This window comes from Bacillus sp. JZ109, assembly GCF_053903135.1.
In genome coordinates, this window is the sequence record NZ_CP096388.1 from 1,982,409 (window position 1) to 1,997,994 (window position 15,586).

The window sequence follows — 15,586 nt, forward strand, 5'->3', positions numbered from 1 at the left end:
GTGACAGCATGAATAAGTGGAAGCGACTGTTTTTTATATTGCTTGCAATCAATTTTATCCTCGCCGCCGGGTTTGTGGCACTTGTTTTGCTCCCGGGGGAACAGGCTCAGGTGAAGGATTCATCTGAGAGCGAGTATGGATTTCAAGTGACAAGCACAAAAGAATCATTAGCTGCGTTTGTTAACTCATATTTAAACGACAAAGCATCAAACAAGCTTGATTATAAAGTAGAGATTGATGATGATGTTCATGTCGCAGGGAAAATCAAGGCATTTTCCACGTCTATTGATGCGTTTATCGCTTTTGAGCCGACTGTGAAAAAAAACGGTGATGTAGAGCTGAATGTCACGAAATTTTCGTTAGGGAAATTGAGTATACCAATTAGCTTTGTGTTAAATTATATGGACAGCTTTTATGAATTGCCGTCATTTGTCCATGTTCACCCCGGAGAAAAAAGCATTGAAGTGCGTTTGTCAGAAATGCCTTTAACGAATGGAATGTATGTCAAAGCGGATAAGATAAATTTAGAAAAAGATGAAATTGAGTTTTCCTATTACCATCCTAAACAATAGAGGTGACTGAAAATGAAACGGATTTACCAGTATTTCAGTTTATTATCCTTTACATTTTCCCTGTACTTCGGCTGGCTTGCTTATCATCATCTGGCTGCTGAAGATATGGATCAAATGTATTTGAATGTTTCCTATTGTGCCTTGTTCCTAAGTGTGATGGTGTTTACATTCGGTATGCGAGACCGAAAAAAACCCGATAAGTCATGAAAAAAGAGACATGAAACAACGTCTCTTTTTTCGTGCGGTCGGAAGAAAATTTGAGAACACAAGGAGAAAAGATGAAAGCATACGATTTTACACAGGGGAACGTGCTGAAACAGCTTGTACTGTTTTCAATGCCTATTATGCTTGGAAACGCATTGCAGGTTTCCTTTCAATTTATAGACAGCTTGTGGATCGGCAATTTACTGGGGGCAAAGGCCCTTGGGGCAGCCGCGGTATCAAGCACGATTGTTTTGACCGTGCTGTCTTTTATTTTGGGCCTTAACAATGCGACGTTAACAATTTTATCTCAGCAAAAAGGAAAAGATGATGTAAAAGGAATGGCATCGTATATTAACGCTTTTGTTGTTTTATTAACAGGCCTAAGCATCGGATTCGGCGCTGCCGGTTTTTTTCTCTCAGAGCTTTTGCTGCGTCTTCTAAAAACACCGGAGTCAATGATACCGCTTGCTGAGACGTATTTACAGATTCAATTTATCGGCATTTTATTTTTGTTTGGTTATAACTTTATCAGTACTGTGCTTCGTGCGCTGGGCGACAGCAAGACACCTCTCCGGTTTATTGCGTTTGCTGTTGTACTGAATACAGTGCTTGCGCCGCTCTTTATTTCTGTGTTCCGCATGGGAATAGCGGGAGCGGCTTATTCAACGATTTTGTCACAGGGAATTGCGTTTCTATATGGGTTGTTTTATGTCGTCAAACACAAGCTTGTGCCATTCTCAATTCCGAGAATGCCCAAGTGGGAAGAGTCCGCGCTGATTTTGAAACTCGGGATTCCGGCAGGTCTGCAGATGATGGTGATTACAGGCGGTATGATGGCGATTATGAGTGTTGTTAACTCATACGGGGATCACGTGGTATCAGGCTTTGGCGCAGTGCAGCGGCTTGATAGCATCATCACGCTTCCAGCAATGGCTGCCGGTACGGCCGTCAACAGTATGGCAGGGCAAAATATTGGAATCGGAAACGAAAAAAGAGTGGGAACAATTGCAAGGCTAGGTGTGATGGCTGTTATTTCCTGCATGCTGGTGATTGCGGTTATGATTTGGGTATTTGGTAAATATCTCATAAGGTTATTTATCAGTGAGCCCGATGCGGTCGCATTTGGTGAACAATATTTGAAGTGGATCGCGTTTTTCTACCCTTTTATTGGGATTAATTTTGTGCTGAACGGAATCGTCAGGGCCGCGGGAGCGATGCTGCAGGTTCTGGTATTAAATTTGATCTCGTTTTGGGTGTTGAGATATCCTTTCACAGCTCTATTTTCAGCTTGGCTTGGACAAAAAGGAATCGGGCTTGGAATCGGAATGAGTTTTTTATTTAGCAGCTGCGCGGCATTTTTGTATTATAGATATGGCCGCTGGAAAGCAATGAAGCTGTTTACTGAAAAATAAGTGAAGCACTGCGAAAAGCACATACCTATATATCGGTATGTGCTTTTTTTCACCGTTTTTTATCAAGTTTGCTGAAGAGCTCGATTAACGTGGCAAGTTCAGCATCAGTGTAGCAGTCAAAGCGTTTAAAGAAATATTCCGTTTTTTTCTCGTTAAAGTGCTGAAGGACTTTTTCGCCCGCTTCAGTGATATGAATGCGGATGATGCGTCTGTCTTCCTTCGATCTGATTCTCGTAATCCATTCCTTTTCTACCAGCGCATCTGTCACAGCCGTAATGTGGCTTGCCGATACTTCTAAAATAGGCGCAAATTCAGTGACTTTTTTAGGCCCTTGTTCACTGAGGATCCGAAGAATGGTGAATTCATTCCGCGACAGCTCTTTATCTAAAATTTCATTGATTTCATTGCGTATTTGTTTAAAGACTTTACGGAGTAAAGTTTCCATATCGTACATCATCTGTGTTCTTACTTTCAAATTTGTGAACCTCCATTACATAAGCATATTGCTTAAAACCTATAGATTTTATTGAAAAGCAGAATCATTTTCATTCTATTTTTACATGCTATAATATAATAATACCACGTATTAACAAAGGAGGCACCAGTATGTCTGAAAAAAAAGAAATCGCCACATTTGCAGGAGGCTGTTTTTGGTGTATGGTTAAACCTTTTGACGAACAGCCGGGAATTGAAAAAGTGGTGTCCGGGTATACAGGCGGCCATACTGAAAACCCTACGTATGAAGAGGTGTGCAGTGAAACGACGGGACATCGTGAAGCCGTTCAAATCACGTTTAATCCTGATGTATTCCCTTATGAAAAACTGCTTGAATTATTTTGGCAGCAAATCGATCCGACAGATGCCGGGGGGCAGTTTGCTGATCGCGGCAGTTCCTATCGCGCAGCCATTTTTTATCATAATGATAAACAAAAGGTGCTTGCGGAAGCTTCCAAGCAACGTCTGGCTGAAAGCGGCATCTTTAAAGATCCGATTGTAACGGACATTTTAAAAGCTGAACCTTTCTATGAAGCGGAAGGCTACCATCAGCATTTTTATAAAAAGAATCCAGCACATTATCAGCGCTACCGGACAGGTTCCGGACGAGCGGGATTTATCAGCGAGCATTGGGGGGCTAAATAAATGGCGTACAATAAAGAAGAAAAAATGAAGTCATTAAATCGCATGCAATATGAAGTAACGCAAAATAACGGTACGGAGCCGCCATTTCAAAATGAATATTGGGATCATAAGGAAGAAGGGTTGTATGTAGACATTGTGTCAGGCAAGCCATTGTTTACATCCAAAGATAAATTTGATTCCCACTGCGGCTGGCCAAGCTTTACAAAGCCGATTGAAGAAGAAGAAGTGGAAGAAAAACTGGACACGAGCCACGGCATGATTCGCACAGAAGTAAGAAGCCGAACTGCTGATTCTCATCTTGGCCACGTATTTAATGACGGACCGGGTCCAAACGGACTTCGTTACTGCATAAATTCAGCAGCGCTGCGGTTTGTTCCGAAGCATAAGCTGAAAGAAGAAGGATACGAAAGCTATCTGCATCTCTTTAATAAATAAACTGTTAAAAACAGGCCTGCCTAATGGATAGACAGGCTTGTTTTTATGCCTTTTTCTCTTGATGCAATTCTTCAATAATCTGAGCAATTCTTTCTTTCGTAATGAGCGGGGCTTGATCTGATTGATACCCAGGCAGATTGACTTTGCGAAAGTCAGGATGTTTTTCCGGCTCTGGAAGGATTGCATAAAGGTTGCCCCATTCATACAGTGATTCAATTTCATGTGGAGATGTTAATTCTTCGTGAAGCTTTTCACCTGGACGCTTGCCCACTTCTACTGCAGCCGGCCGCGGGAGCCCGTGCTGCGATGCATATTCTTCAAACCCATGAATCAGTTCTTCAAGTTTCAGTGATTCCATTTTGAAAATAAAGGTTTCTCCGCCTTTTGTAATAGCAGCCGATTGTAATGTCAATGTAGCTGCATCGTCTATTGACATGAAAAATCTGGTCATGTTTTTGTCTGTGATGGTCAGAGGTTCACCCTCCATCATCTGTTCAAATAATATGGGGATGACCGAACCTCTGGAACCGAGAACATTTCCAAAGCGGACCGAACAAAACAAGGTTCCTTTGTTTTGGACGTGGCGGTTTGCTTGATGAAACAGCTTTTCAGATAACAGCTTGGTGGCACCCATTGTGTTCACAGGAGATACAGCTTTATCTGTACTGATATTAATGACATGCTGCACTCGGTGTGAAAGAGCAGCTTCCACCACATTTTGTCCGCCGATGAGATTGGTCTGAATCGCTTCAAATGGATGGTCCTCACATGTCGGAACCTGTTTCAGCGCAGCCGCGTGAAAGACGATATCGACGCCTTTCATCACCTGATTCACCCTTCTGTGATCGCGTACATCTCCGAGTACAAATAATAGCCGCTTATCCTCCGCATACTTTTGGCTCATGACATACTGTTTACTGTCGTCTTTGCTGAATACAATCACCTGTTTAGGTGTAAGCAGCAAAAGGCGTTTGACAATTTGACTCCCGATTGAACCCGTTCCGCCAGTGACTAAAACTGTTTTGTTATGGAAAAATGGTTTTAGTTCTGCTGTTTGCTGTTTAGGCATGGCTTATCCTCCAACTCTCGTTTCTCTACCATGCATCATATGTTCAACTTTGTAATCGAATTAATGAAAGCAACCAATAAAACAAAATTTAGGGGAATGATCATGTCACAAAGTGTTCTTTTTTAATGGAAAATGGAAAAACGGACGTAACTAGGGAATAACAAAACTAAAAAAACAATGTACTAAATATTCAACATATTTTTATTTCGCTCCGCAAAAGCAAAGCTGGCAAAGTCATCTCACGTACCTCTTTGGGGAATAAGTTGTTTATGAGTCAGAAACCCTATAAAAAAAGGTTCATTTTCCTCACGGTAATCACATGTATATATTTTACAATAATAGTGATAGTGATAAAAGAGGAGGATACCAAATGAAGGTTTCAAAAACAATGCTGCTAAGCACTGCCGCGGGTTTATTGCTTAGCCTGACAGCAACCTCGGTGTCGGCTCATTATGTGAATGAGGAACATCATTTCAAAGTGACTGCACACACGGAGACAGATCCGGTCGCATCTGGCGATGACGCAGCAGATGACCCGGCCATTTGGGTTCATGAAAAACACCCGGAAAAAAGCAAGTTGATTACAACAAATAAGAAGTCAGGGCTCGTTGTGTATGATTTAGACGGAAAACAGCTTCATTCTTATGAGTTTGGCAAGCTCAATAATGTCGATCTGCGCTATGATTTTCCATTGAACGGCGAAAAAATTGATATTGCTGCCGCATCCAACCGGTCCGAAGGAAAAAATACAATTGAAGTATATGCAATAGACGGGGATAAAGGAAAATTGAAAAGCATTACAGATCCGAAACATCCTATTTCCACCAATATTTCTGAGGTTTATGGATTCGGCCTGTATCACAGCCAGAAAACAGGAGCATTTTACGCATTAGTGACAGGCAAACAAGGGGAATTTGAGCAGTATGAAATTGTTGATGGTGGAAAGGGTTATGTAACAGGGAAAAAGGTGCGTGAATTTAAGTTGAATTCTCAGACCGAAGGCCTTGTTGCGGATGATGAGTACGGAAACCTATACATAGCAGAGGAAGATGAGGCCATCTGGAAATTTAACGCTGAGCCCGGCGGAGGGTCAAAGGGGCAGGTTGTTGACCGTGCGACAGGAGATCATTTGACAGCTGATATTGAAGGACTGACAATCTATTATGCACCAAATGGCAAAGGATATCTCATGGCTTCAAGTCAAGGAAATAACAGCTATGCAATGTATGAACGCCAGGGGAAAAATCGCTATGTAGCCAACTTTGAGATTACAGATGGCGAGAAGATAGACGGTACTAGTGACACGGATGGTATTGATGTTCTCGGTTTCGGACTTGGCCCAAAATATCCGTACGGGATTTTTGTGGCGCAGGATGGCGAAAATATCGATAACGGACAAGCCGTCAATCAAAATTTCAAAATTGTATCGTGGGAACAAATTGCACAGCATCTCGGCGGAATGCCTGATCTTCATAAACAGGTAAATCCGAGGAAGCTGAAAGACCGTTCTGACGGCTAGAATAGAAAGCAGCTTGTGCAGCTGCTTTTTTCTATGAATAAAAAAATCGTTCATAGCAATGAACGATTTTTCAAGAAAGCGCCAGATGAATCGCTTTTAGTTTTGCAGGAAGCTCATCAAACGTAAATGCGGGTACGGTCTCTTTATAATTGGCTGCTGCAGCTTTTTGCCGTTCTTCAGGATGGTTGATATAGAAAGCGGCTTTTTCCTTAAAGTCGTTCATGCCGTGATAAGAAATAAAGGATGAAAAAGGATGCGCCGCGGGTAAATCTGTTAATTGAAATGCTTCGCATGCAGCAATATCAAACGTTCGGTTATTAAAACTGGCATTTTTGATGCGCATAGTATTTTGGTTGAAAGCAAAATGATAGGGACGATGCGCATTAATTACGATGTCTGCCCCATTATAATAATGAACGGCCTGTTCGGGTGGAACCCATGTGCTGACGACATCAATATGCGGCTGTTTGAGCACTTTTTTAGGCAGATATTTTCTCCATTCCTTGCCGATTACCCGAACCGTGAATGGCAGATGGACCGCTTCTTTCATAAGCTGAACCCGATTAGGGTAAGGGTAGCCGATGATTAACAGATTTGAATGATAGGAATGTTCGGTGCCCATTTTTTTAAACAGCCGATGATTAACTGGTATCGGAACATAATAGACGTGCTGGTAGCCGAGCCCTTGATAATAGAGAACGGCATTTTGTTCAATCGTTAATATGGCGTCAGCGAGCTTGATTACCTGTAGGCTGATATCCATATAAAATGGGTCTTCGGTCAGCCAAACATATATGGGGATACCCTTACCCTTTAACCAGGTCAGCCAGTCGTGAGGAACGCGGTCTCCAACCATCAAGAGTGCGAAGTCCGGCTGAAACGTTTCGATCTTCACCAAAGTTTCTGCTTCAAGTGTATCTGCAGACATATACTCTGTATGAGTGTTCCGAAAACATTCTTCAGCCCAGCGATCAAAATAACAATATATTCCTCCGTATCCCGACTGGATATACAACACTTTCATCGGATGTTATGAAAAGAACGTAACGCTTTCTACTTTGTCTACATCAATTAATGTTGTAGCTTGGCCTGCTGGAGTGACGGAGCTTTCCTGTGTTACAAATACGATCCCGTGAACCTGATCGAAAGCAACGAAGACAACCGGCCCGATCATGTCTCCCGAATCGGTTACAATGCTGATTGTCGTGCCTGGCGTAACTCTGGCAAAAATCCATCTTGCCGGAAGGGAAGGGTCTAAAAGAGATTCTGCCGTAACCATCTCACTTTCATCTACTCTTTGATCGATGGCAGCTTCAAGCAAGTCTTTAAGGTTACTATCCATGTTTTCTCCTCCTTCTGTTGCAGTTGGAAATAAAGGGCTTAAAACGGCTTTAATTAAATCCTTTTTTAACTGTGCATTTTCAGAGCTCATTACACACACCTCCTATTCGATAGTGAACTCACGTTAATCATATTCTTCCGGCTGTTATTTGGTATGAGTCGAACGCCGTACCTGATCTAATTTTCATCTATTTAAGGAAAATGCTGATTTTTTAATGGAGTGGACATAGCCTATACCATAAATCGGAGTCGCACATATTGTGAAACAGAGATAAGGATAAGGGAGAGGGATGATTTGGATTTAGAGAAACAAGTGGATCGAGAAGAAAATCTAGATGAACTGCATTTTATTTTGCTTTTGCTGATTCTGCTGATACGTCAATCGTCTTCTGAAGGAAATCCATCTGACCTCAGACGCCAGCTTGTTTTTGCAAAAGAGCTGGGCGTACCGGTTTCAAAAGTCAATTTGATTAACGGAGATACACTTCAAAATGTCATCGTAAAAGAAGTTCTGACTGATTTGGTTATTTTCCAAAACCCGTTAAATAACACGAGATCTCATGTTTCACTCTCAAGTGTTGTAAGCTGGGGTGCTTTTTAAATGATGACAGAGGCTCTGCTTGCTGCGGAGCCGTTTTTATGTTTGACGGAGGGAGGCGGTATAGATGGGAGAGAAAGTGTCTATTATTTTAACAAGTTACAACAAACCCGATTATTTGCAAAAAGCGATCGAAAGCGTGATACTGCAAACGCATGATCTTTGGGAGCTTTTTATCATGGATGATCATTCGAATGCAGAAACAAATGCGGTAATTCATAAGTATCTTCATGACCGGCGTATTCAATATCATAACAGTTTCGTGTATCCTGCAGATCGATTAAAAACAGCCCGTTATGCCACATTAATTAACAGTGCGCTCCCATTTACAGACGGCGATTACATTTCCTATCTTACTGACGACACTGTTTATCATCCTGAGCGGCTGAGCCGTATGGTGCAAGAGTTTTCACATAAGCCTGAAGCGCAGGCGGTCTATTCAAAACAAAAAGTTGTACATGTAAACGAAAGGGGAGAGGAAATCTCACATTTCTACAGAAATGCCAATGCAGTGCTTGATCAGGCCGCTTTTCAAGTTGATCATTGCTCCGTTATGCATCGCCGTTCGTTACTTAATCTCATCCACCATAAATTTGGAGGCTACTGGGATGATGATATGAAGCATTGGAATCATGGCGACGCAATTTTTTGGGCGAGACTCAACAACTTTACCCCATTTCTGCCGATAAATGAAGTATTAGACACAACCTATAAAACCCCAGATTCATTTCAAAATGCATATCGGTTTCTGCCCGCCGATTTGATTGACGGCTCTTTTGTAAAAGGTTCAGATCAAAATGTGTATTTTTTTGATCAGGGTGTAAGGCATCCTGTTGGAGAAAAGTGGGGTTTTTTGTATCTAAATCGGACTGTCGCTGTTCCAGACCCATATTTATTCCAATATAGGATTGGAAAAATTTTAAACATTCCGAATTATATTTTAGTAAAGGAAGCTGACCATCCTGCAATATTTTATATCGAAGCCGGAAAAAAAAGGCGAATTGTGGACCAGTATGCGTTTCAATTTTATCAATTTCAAAGAAAAGACATAGTGACAATTGGAAAAGAAGAGATGGAGACGCTTCCGGAAGGACCGCCGATTACGTGGAAACGATCTGAATTGATCAAAAATCCGCCTGGCCGACGTCTGTTTTTCATCGAACGCGAGCCGTTTTTGTTTCTAAACGGCGTCTTTCACCCGATTAGTGAACAAGTAACAAGGAAGTTTTTTTTACATCAGAAGCCAATCTCCGCTTCTTTCCGAAATATTCAGCAATTTCCAATTGGAAAGCCGTTTTATCCGGTGTACGATGAGATTATAAAGAAATTGAATATTGCAACAGAGTAAAGGTATAGGTCATAAAAAGGAGACGTTCATGACAGGACATTATTCAAAAACGGAACATCAATATATATTGTTAACGTCTGAATCGGCATCGTTTGATCATTACAGCGTATACAGAGATCCGCAGCTTCCGCAAATTTTTTCTCATAACTTTGTTCAGCTCCATGATACGTTTCCATTGGAGCGGTTACTTAACTTTTTACCCTCCGTACCAAAGCTGCTTGATGCGAATTATCTCCATTTAAAAGCGTCGCCGCAGCATGTTTTTCCGCTCGGTTTGAAGCAGTCGCTTGTAAAAAGCGGTTTTGTCGTCGAGGATGAGCTACTATATGACATGAAGCTTAGTGACTGGAAGGGGCAGATGGGACATCCTTTAACCGCATGGGGGACGGCAAAAAGTCTTTGCGACGGATCTTCTATTATGAAAATTTACGATTCCATTTATATTGGAGAAGCAATCGCTGAACAAAAATTAAAAAGAAAATATCCTTTCTATGAAGCAGGTATAATCATTCTTGTTGTTTGTTACAGCGACCAGGCACAGAAAGTTCCCATTGGGTGCGGCGAGCTGTTTATCGATCAGCAAGAGAAAACGGCTAAAATCGAAGAAGTGGCAATTTTAGATCAGTTTCAAAGGAAGGGCTACGGCAGTATCTTAGTGAAAGAAATGCTGTCCATCGCCAAATCACTAGGAATGGAAGCAGCCTACTTAGTGGCTGCAAGCACTGACGGTGCAACTCAGTTTTACGAAAAGCTGACGTTTAAAAAATATGAGCGGGTGCATACTGTATTTCATTATTTCCTTACATGAAATAGGCGTTTGCACAAACCATTTGGGACTTGGCCCGCATAAAATGCCGTATATCGTGATAAGAAAGGATGAAAACAGCATGTATGGATACTCTGGGTACGGTTACGGATTTGGCTGCGGGACAAATACATTTGTGTTAATTGTTGTCTTGTTCATTTTATTAATTATTGTTGGAGCCGCTTTTATTTGCTAGATGCTGAAATTTCAAAAGAGCCTTCCCTATTAGGAAGGCTCTTTTTATGTGAAAAAGTTTTTGCGGGGAACGTCATGCCGCCATTTGGACACTCATACAATATGGTAAAAGGGGTTTTGAGGTGGGAGCATGAGCAGTTATTTGATTAAGCCAGAGCTTAGCTCGGCCTATCCGGTTGTCAGTTATGCGAAGGGTTCATATGTTTATGATCAGACCGGAAAAAAATATCTCGACGGCTCGTCAGGTGCGGTGACATGTAATATCGGCCACGGAGTTCGTGATGTGACTGAGAAGCTGAAAGAACAGCTTGATCAGGTGTCTTTTGCTTACCGCTCACAGTTTACGAGTGAGCCCGCCGAGCAATTAGCCGCTCTCTTGGCACAGGAGCTGCCCGGAGATGTGAATTGGTCTTTTTTTGTCAACAGCGGATCAGAAGCGATAGAAACAGCTATGAAAATCGCCATTCAGTATTGGCAGGAAAAAAAGCAAACACAAAAATCCATCTTTTTGTCTCGATGGAGCAGTTACCACGGAATAACTTTGGGAGCGCTTTCATTGTCTGGTTTTTATGAAAGGAGATACCGGTTCACCCATCTCATTGAGCGGTATCCAGCTATCTCAGCTCCACATATTTATCGGCTGAATTATGAGACGGAAGAAGACTTTGTTCAGACTGCAGCTGATGAACTGGACACTATGATCAAAAGAATCGGAAGCCAATTCATCGCCGGCTTTGTGGCTGAGCCTATTATTGGTGCTGCAGGAGCAGCGATTACTCCGCCTCCGGGATATTATGAGAGATTAAGTGAGGTATGCCGCACACACGATGTGCTTTTTATTGCAGATGAAGTGATGACGGGGCTTGGGAGAACAGGAAGGATGCTCGCGACAGAGCATTGGGACACCGTACCTGATATTGCTGTACTGGGGAAGGGACTCGGTGCGGGGTATGCGCCTATTGCTGCTGCCGTCGTATCTGATTCTATTATTGAAACGATAAAACAAGGGTCAGGTGTGATTATGAGCGGTCACACATATAGTGCACATCCCTATTCAGCCAAAGCTGCTCTTGAAGTTTTGCGATATGTGTTAAAGCACGGCTTGATCAAACAATCAGAAAAAAAGGGCGCTGTGCTGAAGAAGAAGCTTGATGAGGCGGCATCTCAAAGCGGCATTATAGGTGATGTGCGCGGAAAAGGACTGCTATTAGGCATTGAATTTGTGGCAGACCAAAAAACGAAGAAAGTGTTTCCGCCAGAGCAGGCGGTAACCCAGCTTATTGTCAGCGAGGCGAAAAAACGCGGGCTGATTGTTTATCCTTCCAAAGCTGGAATAGACAGCGGAGAAGGAGATGCTGTCATTATTGCTCCTCCTTTTACCATTTCAGACGGTGAAATGGAAGAGCTTATCTCTATTTTTTCAGAAACAGTTGCAGCGGTCGAAAAAAACTTAAAAAAGGATTGACATTAAATGGCGCCATTTCAAAAAGCAATCAGCATTGACACAGCAATTGCAGATGTTCGGGATGGATCGGTTCTGATGTTTGGCGGTTTTGGGGGAGTCGGGTCGCCTCCTTCACTGATTGAAGCGATATTGGACAGCGGTGTAACGGATTTAACTGTGATTTGCAATGACGCCGGTTTCCCGGATATCGGGATCGGCCCGCTTATTGTTAATCAACGGGTCAAAACCCTGATCGCCTCGCATATCGGTTCCAATCCTGTAGCCGGAAAACAGATGACAGAGGGGACGTTAGAGGTTCAATTTTCACCTCAGGGAACGCTTGCGGAACGGATTCGCGCTGGCGGAGCGGGACTTGGCGGTATTTTAACCGATGTGGGCATTGATAATCCAATGGTTTGCGAAAAAAAGGACATCGTAACAGTGGCGGGAAAACGATACTTGATTGAAGAGGCGCTGACGGCTGATTTTGCTTTTATCAATGCTTACATTGCAGATGAATTCGGCAATCTAACGTATGACAAAACCGCGCGCAATATGAATCCGCTTATGGCAATGGCCGCCAGGAGAACCTTTGCCGAAGCTGAGCGTATCGTTCCGATGGGGGAGATTTCTGAAGAAATGATTGTCACACCGGGGGTTTTTGTTGAGGGGGTTGTACGAAGCGAGGGAGTGAAGTGGAAATGGGCTTGGGAGTAGCAGAAAGAGAACAGATTGCAAAACGCGCTGCTACTGAAATTAAGCAGGGCATGATTGTGAATCTCGGTATCGGTATCCCATCCTTGGTACCGAACTTTTTGAAGCCTGACATGCAGGTCATGTTTCAAGCGGAAAACGGTGTCCTTGGCATTGGAGAAAGTCCCGAAAAGGGAGAAGAGGATGCGCATTTATGCAACGCCGCGGGATATCCTGTCCGCGCTGTAAAAGGGGCGTCTTATTTTGATACAACCATGTCTTTTGCAATGATCAGAAAAGGCAAAATTGACATTACGATTTTAGGCGCCCTGCAGGTGAGCCAATCAGGAGATTTGGCAAATTGGCTTGTTCCGGGAAAAAAGGTGCCTGGTATGGGCGGGGCGATGGAGCTTGCCCAAAAAGCGAAAAAAGTGGTTGTCGTCATGAGTCATACAGATCAAAAGGGAAGGCCTAAATTAACAGAAAGATGTACGCTGCCATTAACTGCTGCAGGCTGTGTAGATTTGATTATTACCGAAAAAGCGGTTCTTGAGGTCGATAGCCATCACTTCATTTTAAAAGAGCTGATGAATGGCTCGACAATAGATGAGGTGACGAGGCTGACAGAAGCTGAAATCAAAATAGATATGCCTTTTTCTTAAGAGGGGGAATGAGGATGCAAGACATTGAAAGAAAAGTAATCGAGTGGCTTGATCAGCATTCGGCCAAAGCCATTCGTCTTCTCAAAAGGCTGATTGGGGAAAAAAGCACATTGGGGTCAGAGTTTAACGCCCAAGCTGTTGTGCTTGAAAAGCTGCGGCAATTTCATATGGACATTGATGTATGGGAGCCAAGCATAAAGCAATTAAAACAGCATCCCTACTTTAAATCTAACCGATCCGATTTTCATGAGAGCCCGAATATCGTGGCTAAAAAAACGGGAGCCGGCGGAGGCAGGTCCCTGATTTTGAACGGCCATATCGATGTTGTGCCTGAAGGAAGCGTAAAGGATTGGAAGTATGAACCGTATCAAGCTGTCGAAGAAAACGGTAAAATATACGGCCGCGGCTCAACGGATATGAAGGGAGGCAATACAGCCCTTCTTTTTGCTTTAGAAGCCCTGCACGCCTGCGATGTCAAACTGAAGGGAGATGTATTGTTTCAGAGTGTTGTAGATGAAGAGTGCGGCGGCGCCGGTACACTGTCCGCCATCATGAGAGGCTATCGTGCTGACGGGGCGCTGATTCCTGAACCGACGAATATGAAACTATTTATTAAGCAGCAGGGTTCAATGTGGTTTCGGATCACTGTGAAGGGATTATCCGCACATGGGGGCACACGCTACGAAGGGGTAAGCGCGATTGAAAAAAGCATGCACGTTATCACAGCGATACAAGAGCTGGAGAAAGTCCGCAATGCGAGAATTTCAGATCCGCTGTATGACAATATCCCAATACCGGTACCGGTGAATATCGGCACCATCTCAGGCGGTGCCTGGCCATCTTCAGTTGCAGACCGTGTCGTCATAGAAGGGAGATGCGGAATTGCTCCCCATGAGAAACCAGAAGCTGTAAAACTTGAATTGGAAAACTGGCTGAAGGATTTAGAATACCATGACGAATGGTTTAAACGCCATCCCGTACAAGTCGAATGGTTTGGCGCTCAATGGCTGCCGAATGATTTACCTGATGATCACCCTTTAATTTCTGTGCTGCAATCAGCCTATAAAAAAATGAAACAGACAGAGCCGATTATTGAGGCTTCCCCGTGGGGAACGGATGGAGGGCTTTTGTACCATGCAGGAGATACACCAGTGATCGTTTTCGGGCCGGGGGAAACAAAAACGGCTCATCAGGCCAATGAATACATTGAGGTTGAAGCCATGATAGAATCTGCTAAAATTATTGCACTTTTTGTCATGGATTGGTGCGGGCTTCATACAGATGGGGAGGATGCGGATGCTCAAGTCAATAAAGAGTAGCGGTGTCACAGCAGTTTTGGACCATGACGGTTTTAATAAACGAATCAGAGTGGTCCGTTATGACGGAGCCATTGAGAAGGCCCTGCCAGATATCGTGGCAGCGGCAAAAGAAGAGAATGCAGAAAAAATCATCGTCTATGCGAAGCAGCATGATGAGCCAATGCTTGTCAAACAATTATTTGCGCCGGAGGGCTATCTAAAGGGCTATTATCTCGGCCATTCGGCTTGTGTCATGGTACGTTATCTGTCAGAAAGCCGAAGACAAACAGATTCTTATACAGAGGAACAGGAGATCATCGAAGCCATATATCGCACAGCGCCCCGTCTTCGCAACGACAGTACACCCGTTTTTACGATGAGAAAAGCAGAAACAAACGACATGTACCAGCTATCGATGCTGTATAAAAAAGTATTTCGCACGTACCCAACCCCAGTATTTGACCCCGCTTATATTGAAAAGACGATGAATGCAAATACGGTGTATTATATCATGCTTGATCATGACCGCCTGATCAGCGCAGCAAGCGCAGAAATCAATCCAGAGCTTGGGCATGCAGAAATAACCGATTGCGCTGTGCTGCCGGAATATCGCGGCCATTCGTTAACAAGCTTTTTAATCGAGGCGTTAGAAAAAGAAATGGCTGGAAAGGATATCTTTCATGTGTTTTCTCTCGCCCGTGCTTCGTCTTTTGGGATGAATGCTGTGTTGTACCATTCAGGTTATCAGTATGGCGGAAGGCTGATCAATAATTGCTTTATAGCCGAAGGCCTTGAAAACATGAATATTTGGTGCAAGCAACTGTAAGTCAAAATATGCGCGAGGAGGAGTT

General features: G+C 43.2%; 20 protein-coding genes. 16 read left to right on the forward strand and 4 right to left on the reverse strand.

Annotation, left to right across the window (positions count from 1 at the left end; translation table 11 throughout):
• Positions 1-8 precede the first annotated feature (8 nt).
• The 3 genes from M1D94_RS10550 to M1D94_RS10560 all read left to right on the forward strand — a co-directional run bounded on the left by M1D94_RS10550 (position 9) and on the right by M1D94_RS10560 (position 2,188).
• Positions 9-572: a YpmS family protein gene (locus M1D94_RS10550; protein ID WP_014480064.1), complete on the forward strand. Its 564-nt coding sequence runs from the start codon at positions 9-11 to the stop codon at positions 570-572.
• Between the two features lie 12 nt (positions 573-584).
• Complete coding sequence (gene ypmT, locus M1D94_RS10555) at positions 585-779, forward strand: protein YpmT (RefSeq protein ID WP_014480063.1); 195 nt, start codon at positions 585-587, stop codon at positions 777-779.
• A 71-nt stretch (positions 780-850) separates the two neighbouring features.
• Entirely contained in the window at positions 851-2,188 is a 1,338-nt protein-coding gene (locus M1D94_RS10560) for an MATE family efflux transporter (RefSeq protein ID WP_038828636.1), read from the forward strand.
• A 49-nt stretch (positions 2,189-2,237) separates the two neighbouring features.
• Here M1D94_RS10560 and M1D94_RS10565 read toward each other — a convergent pair whose 3' ends face one another.
• A complete protein-coding gene (locus tag M1D94_RS10565) occupies positions 2,238-2,663 on the reverse strand; it encodes a MarR family transcriptional regulator (protein ID WP_004398634.1) in 426 nt (141 codons plus the stop codon).
• A gap of 131 nt (positions 2,664-2,794) precedes the next feature.
• Here M1D94_RS10565 and msrA point away from each other — a divergent pair, with 131 nt between their 5' ends.
• Both msrA and msrB read left to right on the forward strand, forming a co-directional pair.
• A complete protein-coding gene (gene msrA / locus M1D94_RS10570) occupies positions 2,795-3,328 on the forward strand; it encodes a peptide-methionine (S)-S-oxide reductase MsrA (protein WP_041849940.1) in 534 nt (177 codons plus the stop codon).
• On the forward strand, positions 3,329-3,763 hold the full coding sequence (msrB, locus tag M1D94_RS10575) for a peptide-methionine (R)-S-oxide reductase MsrB (protein ID WP_021481498.1): 435 nt from the start codon (positions 3,329-3,331) through the stop codon (positions 3,761-3,763).
• Between the two features lie 43 nt (positions 3,764-3,806).
• Here msrB and M1D94_RS10580 read toward each other — a convergent pair whose 3' ends face one another.
• Positions 3,807-4,832 carry an SDR family NAD(P)-dependent oxidoreductase gene (locus M1D94_RS10580; protein ID WP_014477115.1) on the reverse strand — a complete coding sequence of 342 codons (1,026 nt, stop codon included), beginning with the start codon at positions 4,830-4,832 and terminating at the stop codon, positions 3,807-3,809.
• 370 nt (positions 4,833-5,202) lie between these two features.
• Here M1D94_RS10580 and M1D94_RS10585 point away from each other — a divergent pair, with 370 nt between their 5' ends.
• Positions 5,203-6,351, forward strand: coding sequence for a phytase (locus M1D94_RS10585; protein ID WP_141949931.1), 1,149 nt, complete (start codon positions 5,203-5,205; stop codon positions 6,349-6,351).
• A gap of 70 nt (positions 6,352-6,421) precedes the next feature.
• On the opposite strand, the gene cgeB is transcribed toward M1D94_RS10585, so the two are convergent.
• Entirely contained in the window at positions 6,422-7,375 is a 954-nt protein-coding gene (gene cgeB, locus M1D94_RS10590) for a spore maturation protein CgeB (RefSeq protein ID WP_070547468.1), read from the reverse strand.
• A gap of 6 nt (positions 7,376-7,381) precedes the next feature.
• On the reverse strand, positions 7,382-7,783 hold the full coding sequence (gene cgeA / locus M1D94_RS10595) for a spore crust protein CgeA (RefSeq protein ID WP_032726000.1): 402 nt from the start codon (positions 7,781-7,783) through the stop codon (positions 7,382-7,384).
• 204 nt (positions 7,784-7,987) lie between these two features.
• Between cgeA and cgeC the strand changes: the two genes are divergently transcribed.
• The 10 genes from cgeC to ablB all read left to right on the forward strand — a co-directional run bounded on the left by cgeC (position 7,988) and on the right by ablB (position 15,561).
• A complete protein-coding gene (cgeC, locus tag M1D94_RS10600) occupies positions 7,988-8,293 on the forward strand; it encodes a spore maturation protein CgeC (protein WP_172850596.1) in 306 nt (101 codons plus the stop codon).
• 64 nt (positions 8,294-8,357) lie between these two features.
• Positions 8,358-9,638 carry a spore maturation glycosyltransferase CgeD gene (cgeD, locus tag M1D94_RS10605; protein WP_424935084.1) on the forward strand — a complete coding sequence of 427 codons (1,281 nt, stop codon included), beginning with the start codon at positions 8,358-8,360 and terminating at the stop codon, positions 9,636-9,638.
• Positions 9,639-9,666: 28 nt separating this feature from the next.
• Complete coding sequence (gene cgeE, locus M1D94_RS10610) at positions 9,667-10,446, forward strand: spore maturation N-acetyltransferase CgeE (RefSeq protein WP_041849936.1); 780 nt, start codon at positions 9,667-9,669, stop codon at positions 10,444-10,446.
• 43 nt (positions 10,447-10,489) lie between these two features.
• Positions 10,490-10,639, forward strand: a complete 150-nt coding sequence (locus M1D94_RS10615; protein ID WP_015251877.1) for a YjcZ family sporulation protein — start codon at positions 10,490-10,492, stop codon at positions 10,637-10,639.
• Positions 10,633-10,788 (forward strand): hypothetical protein, encoded by a 156-nt coding sequence (locus M1D94_RS10620; protein WP_003230835.1) that lies wholly within the window; start codon positions 10,633-10,635, stop codon positions 10,786-10,788. Before M1D94_RS10615 ends, M1D94_RS10620 begins: the two co-directional genes overlap by 7 nt.
• Complete coding sequence (locus M1D94_RS10625) at positions 10,769-12,103, forward strand: aspartate aminotransferase family protein (RefSeq protein ID WP_038828644.1); 1,335 nt, start codon at positions 10,769-10,771, stop codon at positions 12,101-12,103. The genes M1D94_RS10620 and M1D94_RS10625 overlap by 20 nt, the downstream gene beginning before the upstream one ends.
• 6 nt (positions 12,104-12,109) lie before the next feature.
• A complete protein-coding gene (locus tag M1D94_RS10630) occupies positions 12,110-12,799 on the forward strand; it encodes a CoA transferase subunit A (protein WP_032725995.1) in 690 nt (229 codons plus the stop codon).
• On the forward strand, positions 12,784-13,437 hold the full coding sequence (locus M1D94_RS10635; protein ID WP_004399417.1) for a 3-oxoacid CoA-transferase subunit B: 654 nt from the start codon (positions 12,784-12,786) through the stop codon (positions 13,435-13,437). Before M1D94_RS10630 ends, M1D94_RS10635 begins: the two co-directional genes overlap by 16 nt.
• 8 nt (positions 13,438-13,445) lie before the next feature.
• Complete coding sequence (locus M1D94_RS10640; RefSeq protein WP_080332525.1) at positions 13,446-14,756, forward strand: peptidase; 1,311 nt, start codon at positions 13,446-13,448, stop codon at positions 14,754-14,756.
• A complete protein-coding gene (gene ablB, locus M1D94_RS10645) occupies positions 14,734-15,561 on the forward strand; it encodes a putative beta-lysine N-acetyltransferase (RefSeq protein WP_021481488.1) in 828 nt (275 codons plus the stop codon). Before M1D94_RS10640 ends, ablB begins: the two co-directional genes overlap by 23 nt.
• The last annotated feature ends 25 nt before the right edge of the window (positions 15,562-15,586 follow it).

Coding starts and splice junctions, on each gene's coding strand:
- cgeB (WP_070547468.1), bottom strand. CDS start 7,375: ATGAAAGTGTTGTATATCCAGTCGGGATACGGAGGAATATATTGTTAT.
- ypmT (WP_014480063.1), top strand. CDS start 585: ATGAAACGGATTTACCAGTATTTCAGTTTATTATCCTTTACATTTTCC.
- M1D94_RS10580 (WP_014477115.1), bottom strand. CDS start 4,832: ATGCCTAAACAGCAAACAGCAGAACTAAAACCATTTTTCCATAACAAA.
- M1D94_RS10615 (WP_015251877.1), top strand. CDS start 10,490: ATGCCGTATATCGTGATAAGAAAGGATGAAAACAGCATGTATGGATAC.
- M1D94_RS10560 (WP_038828636.1), top strand. CDS start 851: ATGAAAGCATACGATTTTACACAGGGGAACGTGCTGAAACAGCTTGTA.
- M1D94_RS10640 (WP_080332525.1), top strand. CDS start 13,446: ATGAGGATGCAAGACATTGAAAGAAAAGTAATCGAGTGGCTTGATCAG.
- msrB (WP_021481498.1), top strand. CDS start 3,329: ATGGCGTACAATAAAGAAGAAAAAATGAAGTCATTAAATCGCATGCAA.
- M1D94_RS10635 (WP_004399417.1), top strand. CDS start 12,784: ATGGGCTTGGGAGTAGCAGAAAGAGAACAGATTGCAAAACGCGCTGCT.
- cgeE (WP_041849936.1), top strand. CDS start 9,667: ATGACAGGACATTATTCAAAAACGGAACATCAATATATATTGTTAACG.
- M1D94_RS10585 (WP_141949931.1), top strand. CDS start 5,203: ATGAAGGTTTCAAAAACAATGCTGCTAAGCACTGCCGCGGGTTTATTG.
- M1D94_RS10630 (WP_032725995.1), top strand. CDS start 12,110: ATGGCGCCATTTCAAAAAGCAATCAGCATTGACACAGCAATTGCAGAT.
- msrA (WP_041849940.1), top strand. CDS start 2,795: ATGTCTGAAAAAAAAGAAATCGCCACATTTGCAGGAGGCTGTTTTTGG.
- ablB (WP_021481488.1), top strand. CDS start 14,734: ATGCTCAAGTCAATAAAGAGTAGCGGTGTCACAGCAGTTTTGGACCAT.
- M1D94_RS10625 (WP_038828644.1), top strand. CDS start 10,769: ATGAGCAGTTATTTGATTAAGCCAGAGCTTAGCTCGGCCTATCCGGTT.
- cgeA (WP_032726000.1), bottom strand. CDS start 7,783: ATGAGCTCTGAAAATGCACAGTTAAAAAAGGATTTAATTAAAGCCGTT.
- cgeD (WP_424935084.1), top strand. CDS start 8,358: ATGGGAGAGAAAGTGTCTATTATTTTAACAAGTTACAACAAACCCGAT.
- M1D94_RS10550 (WP_014480064.1), top strand. CDS start 9: ATGAATAAGTGGAAGCGACTGTTTTTTATATTGCTTGCAATCAATTTT.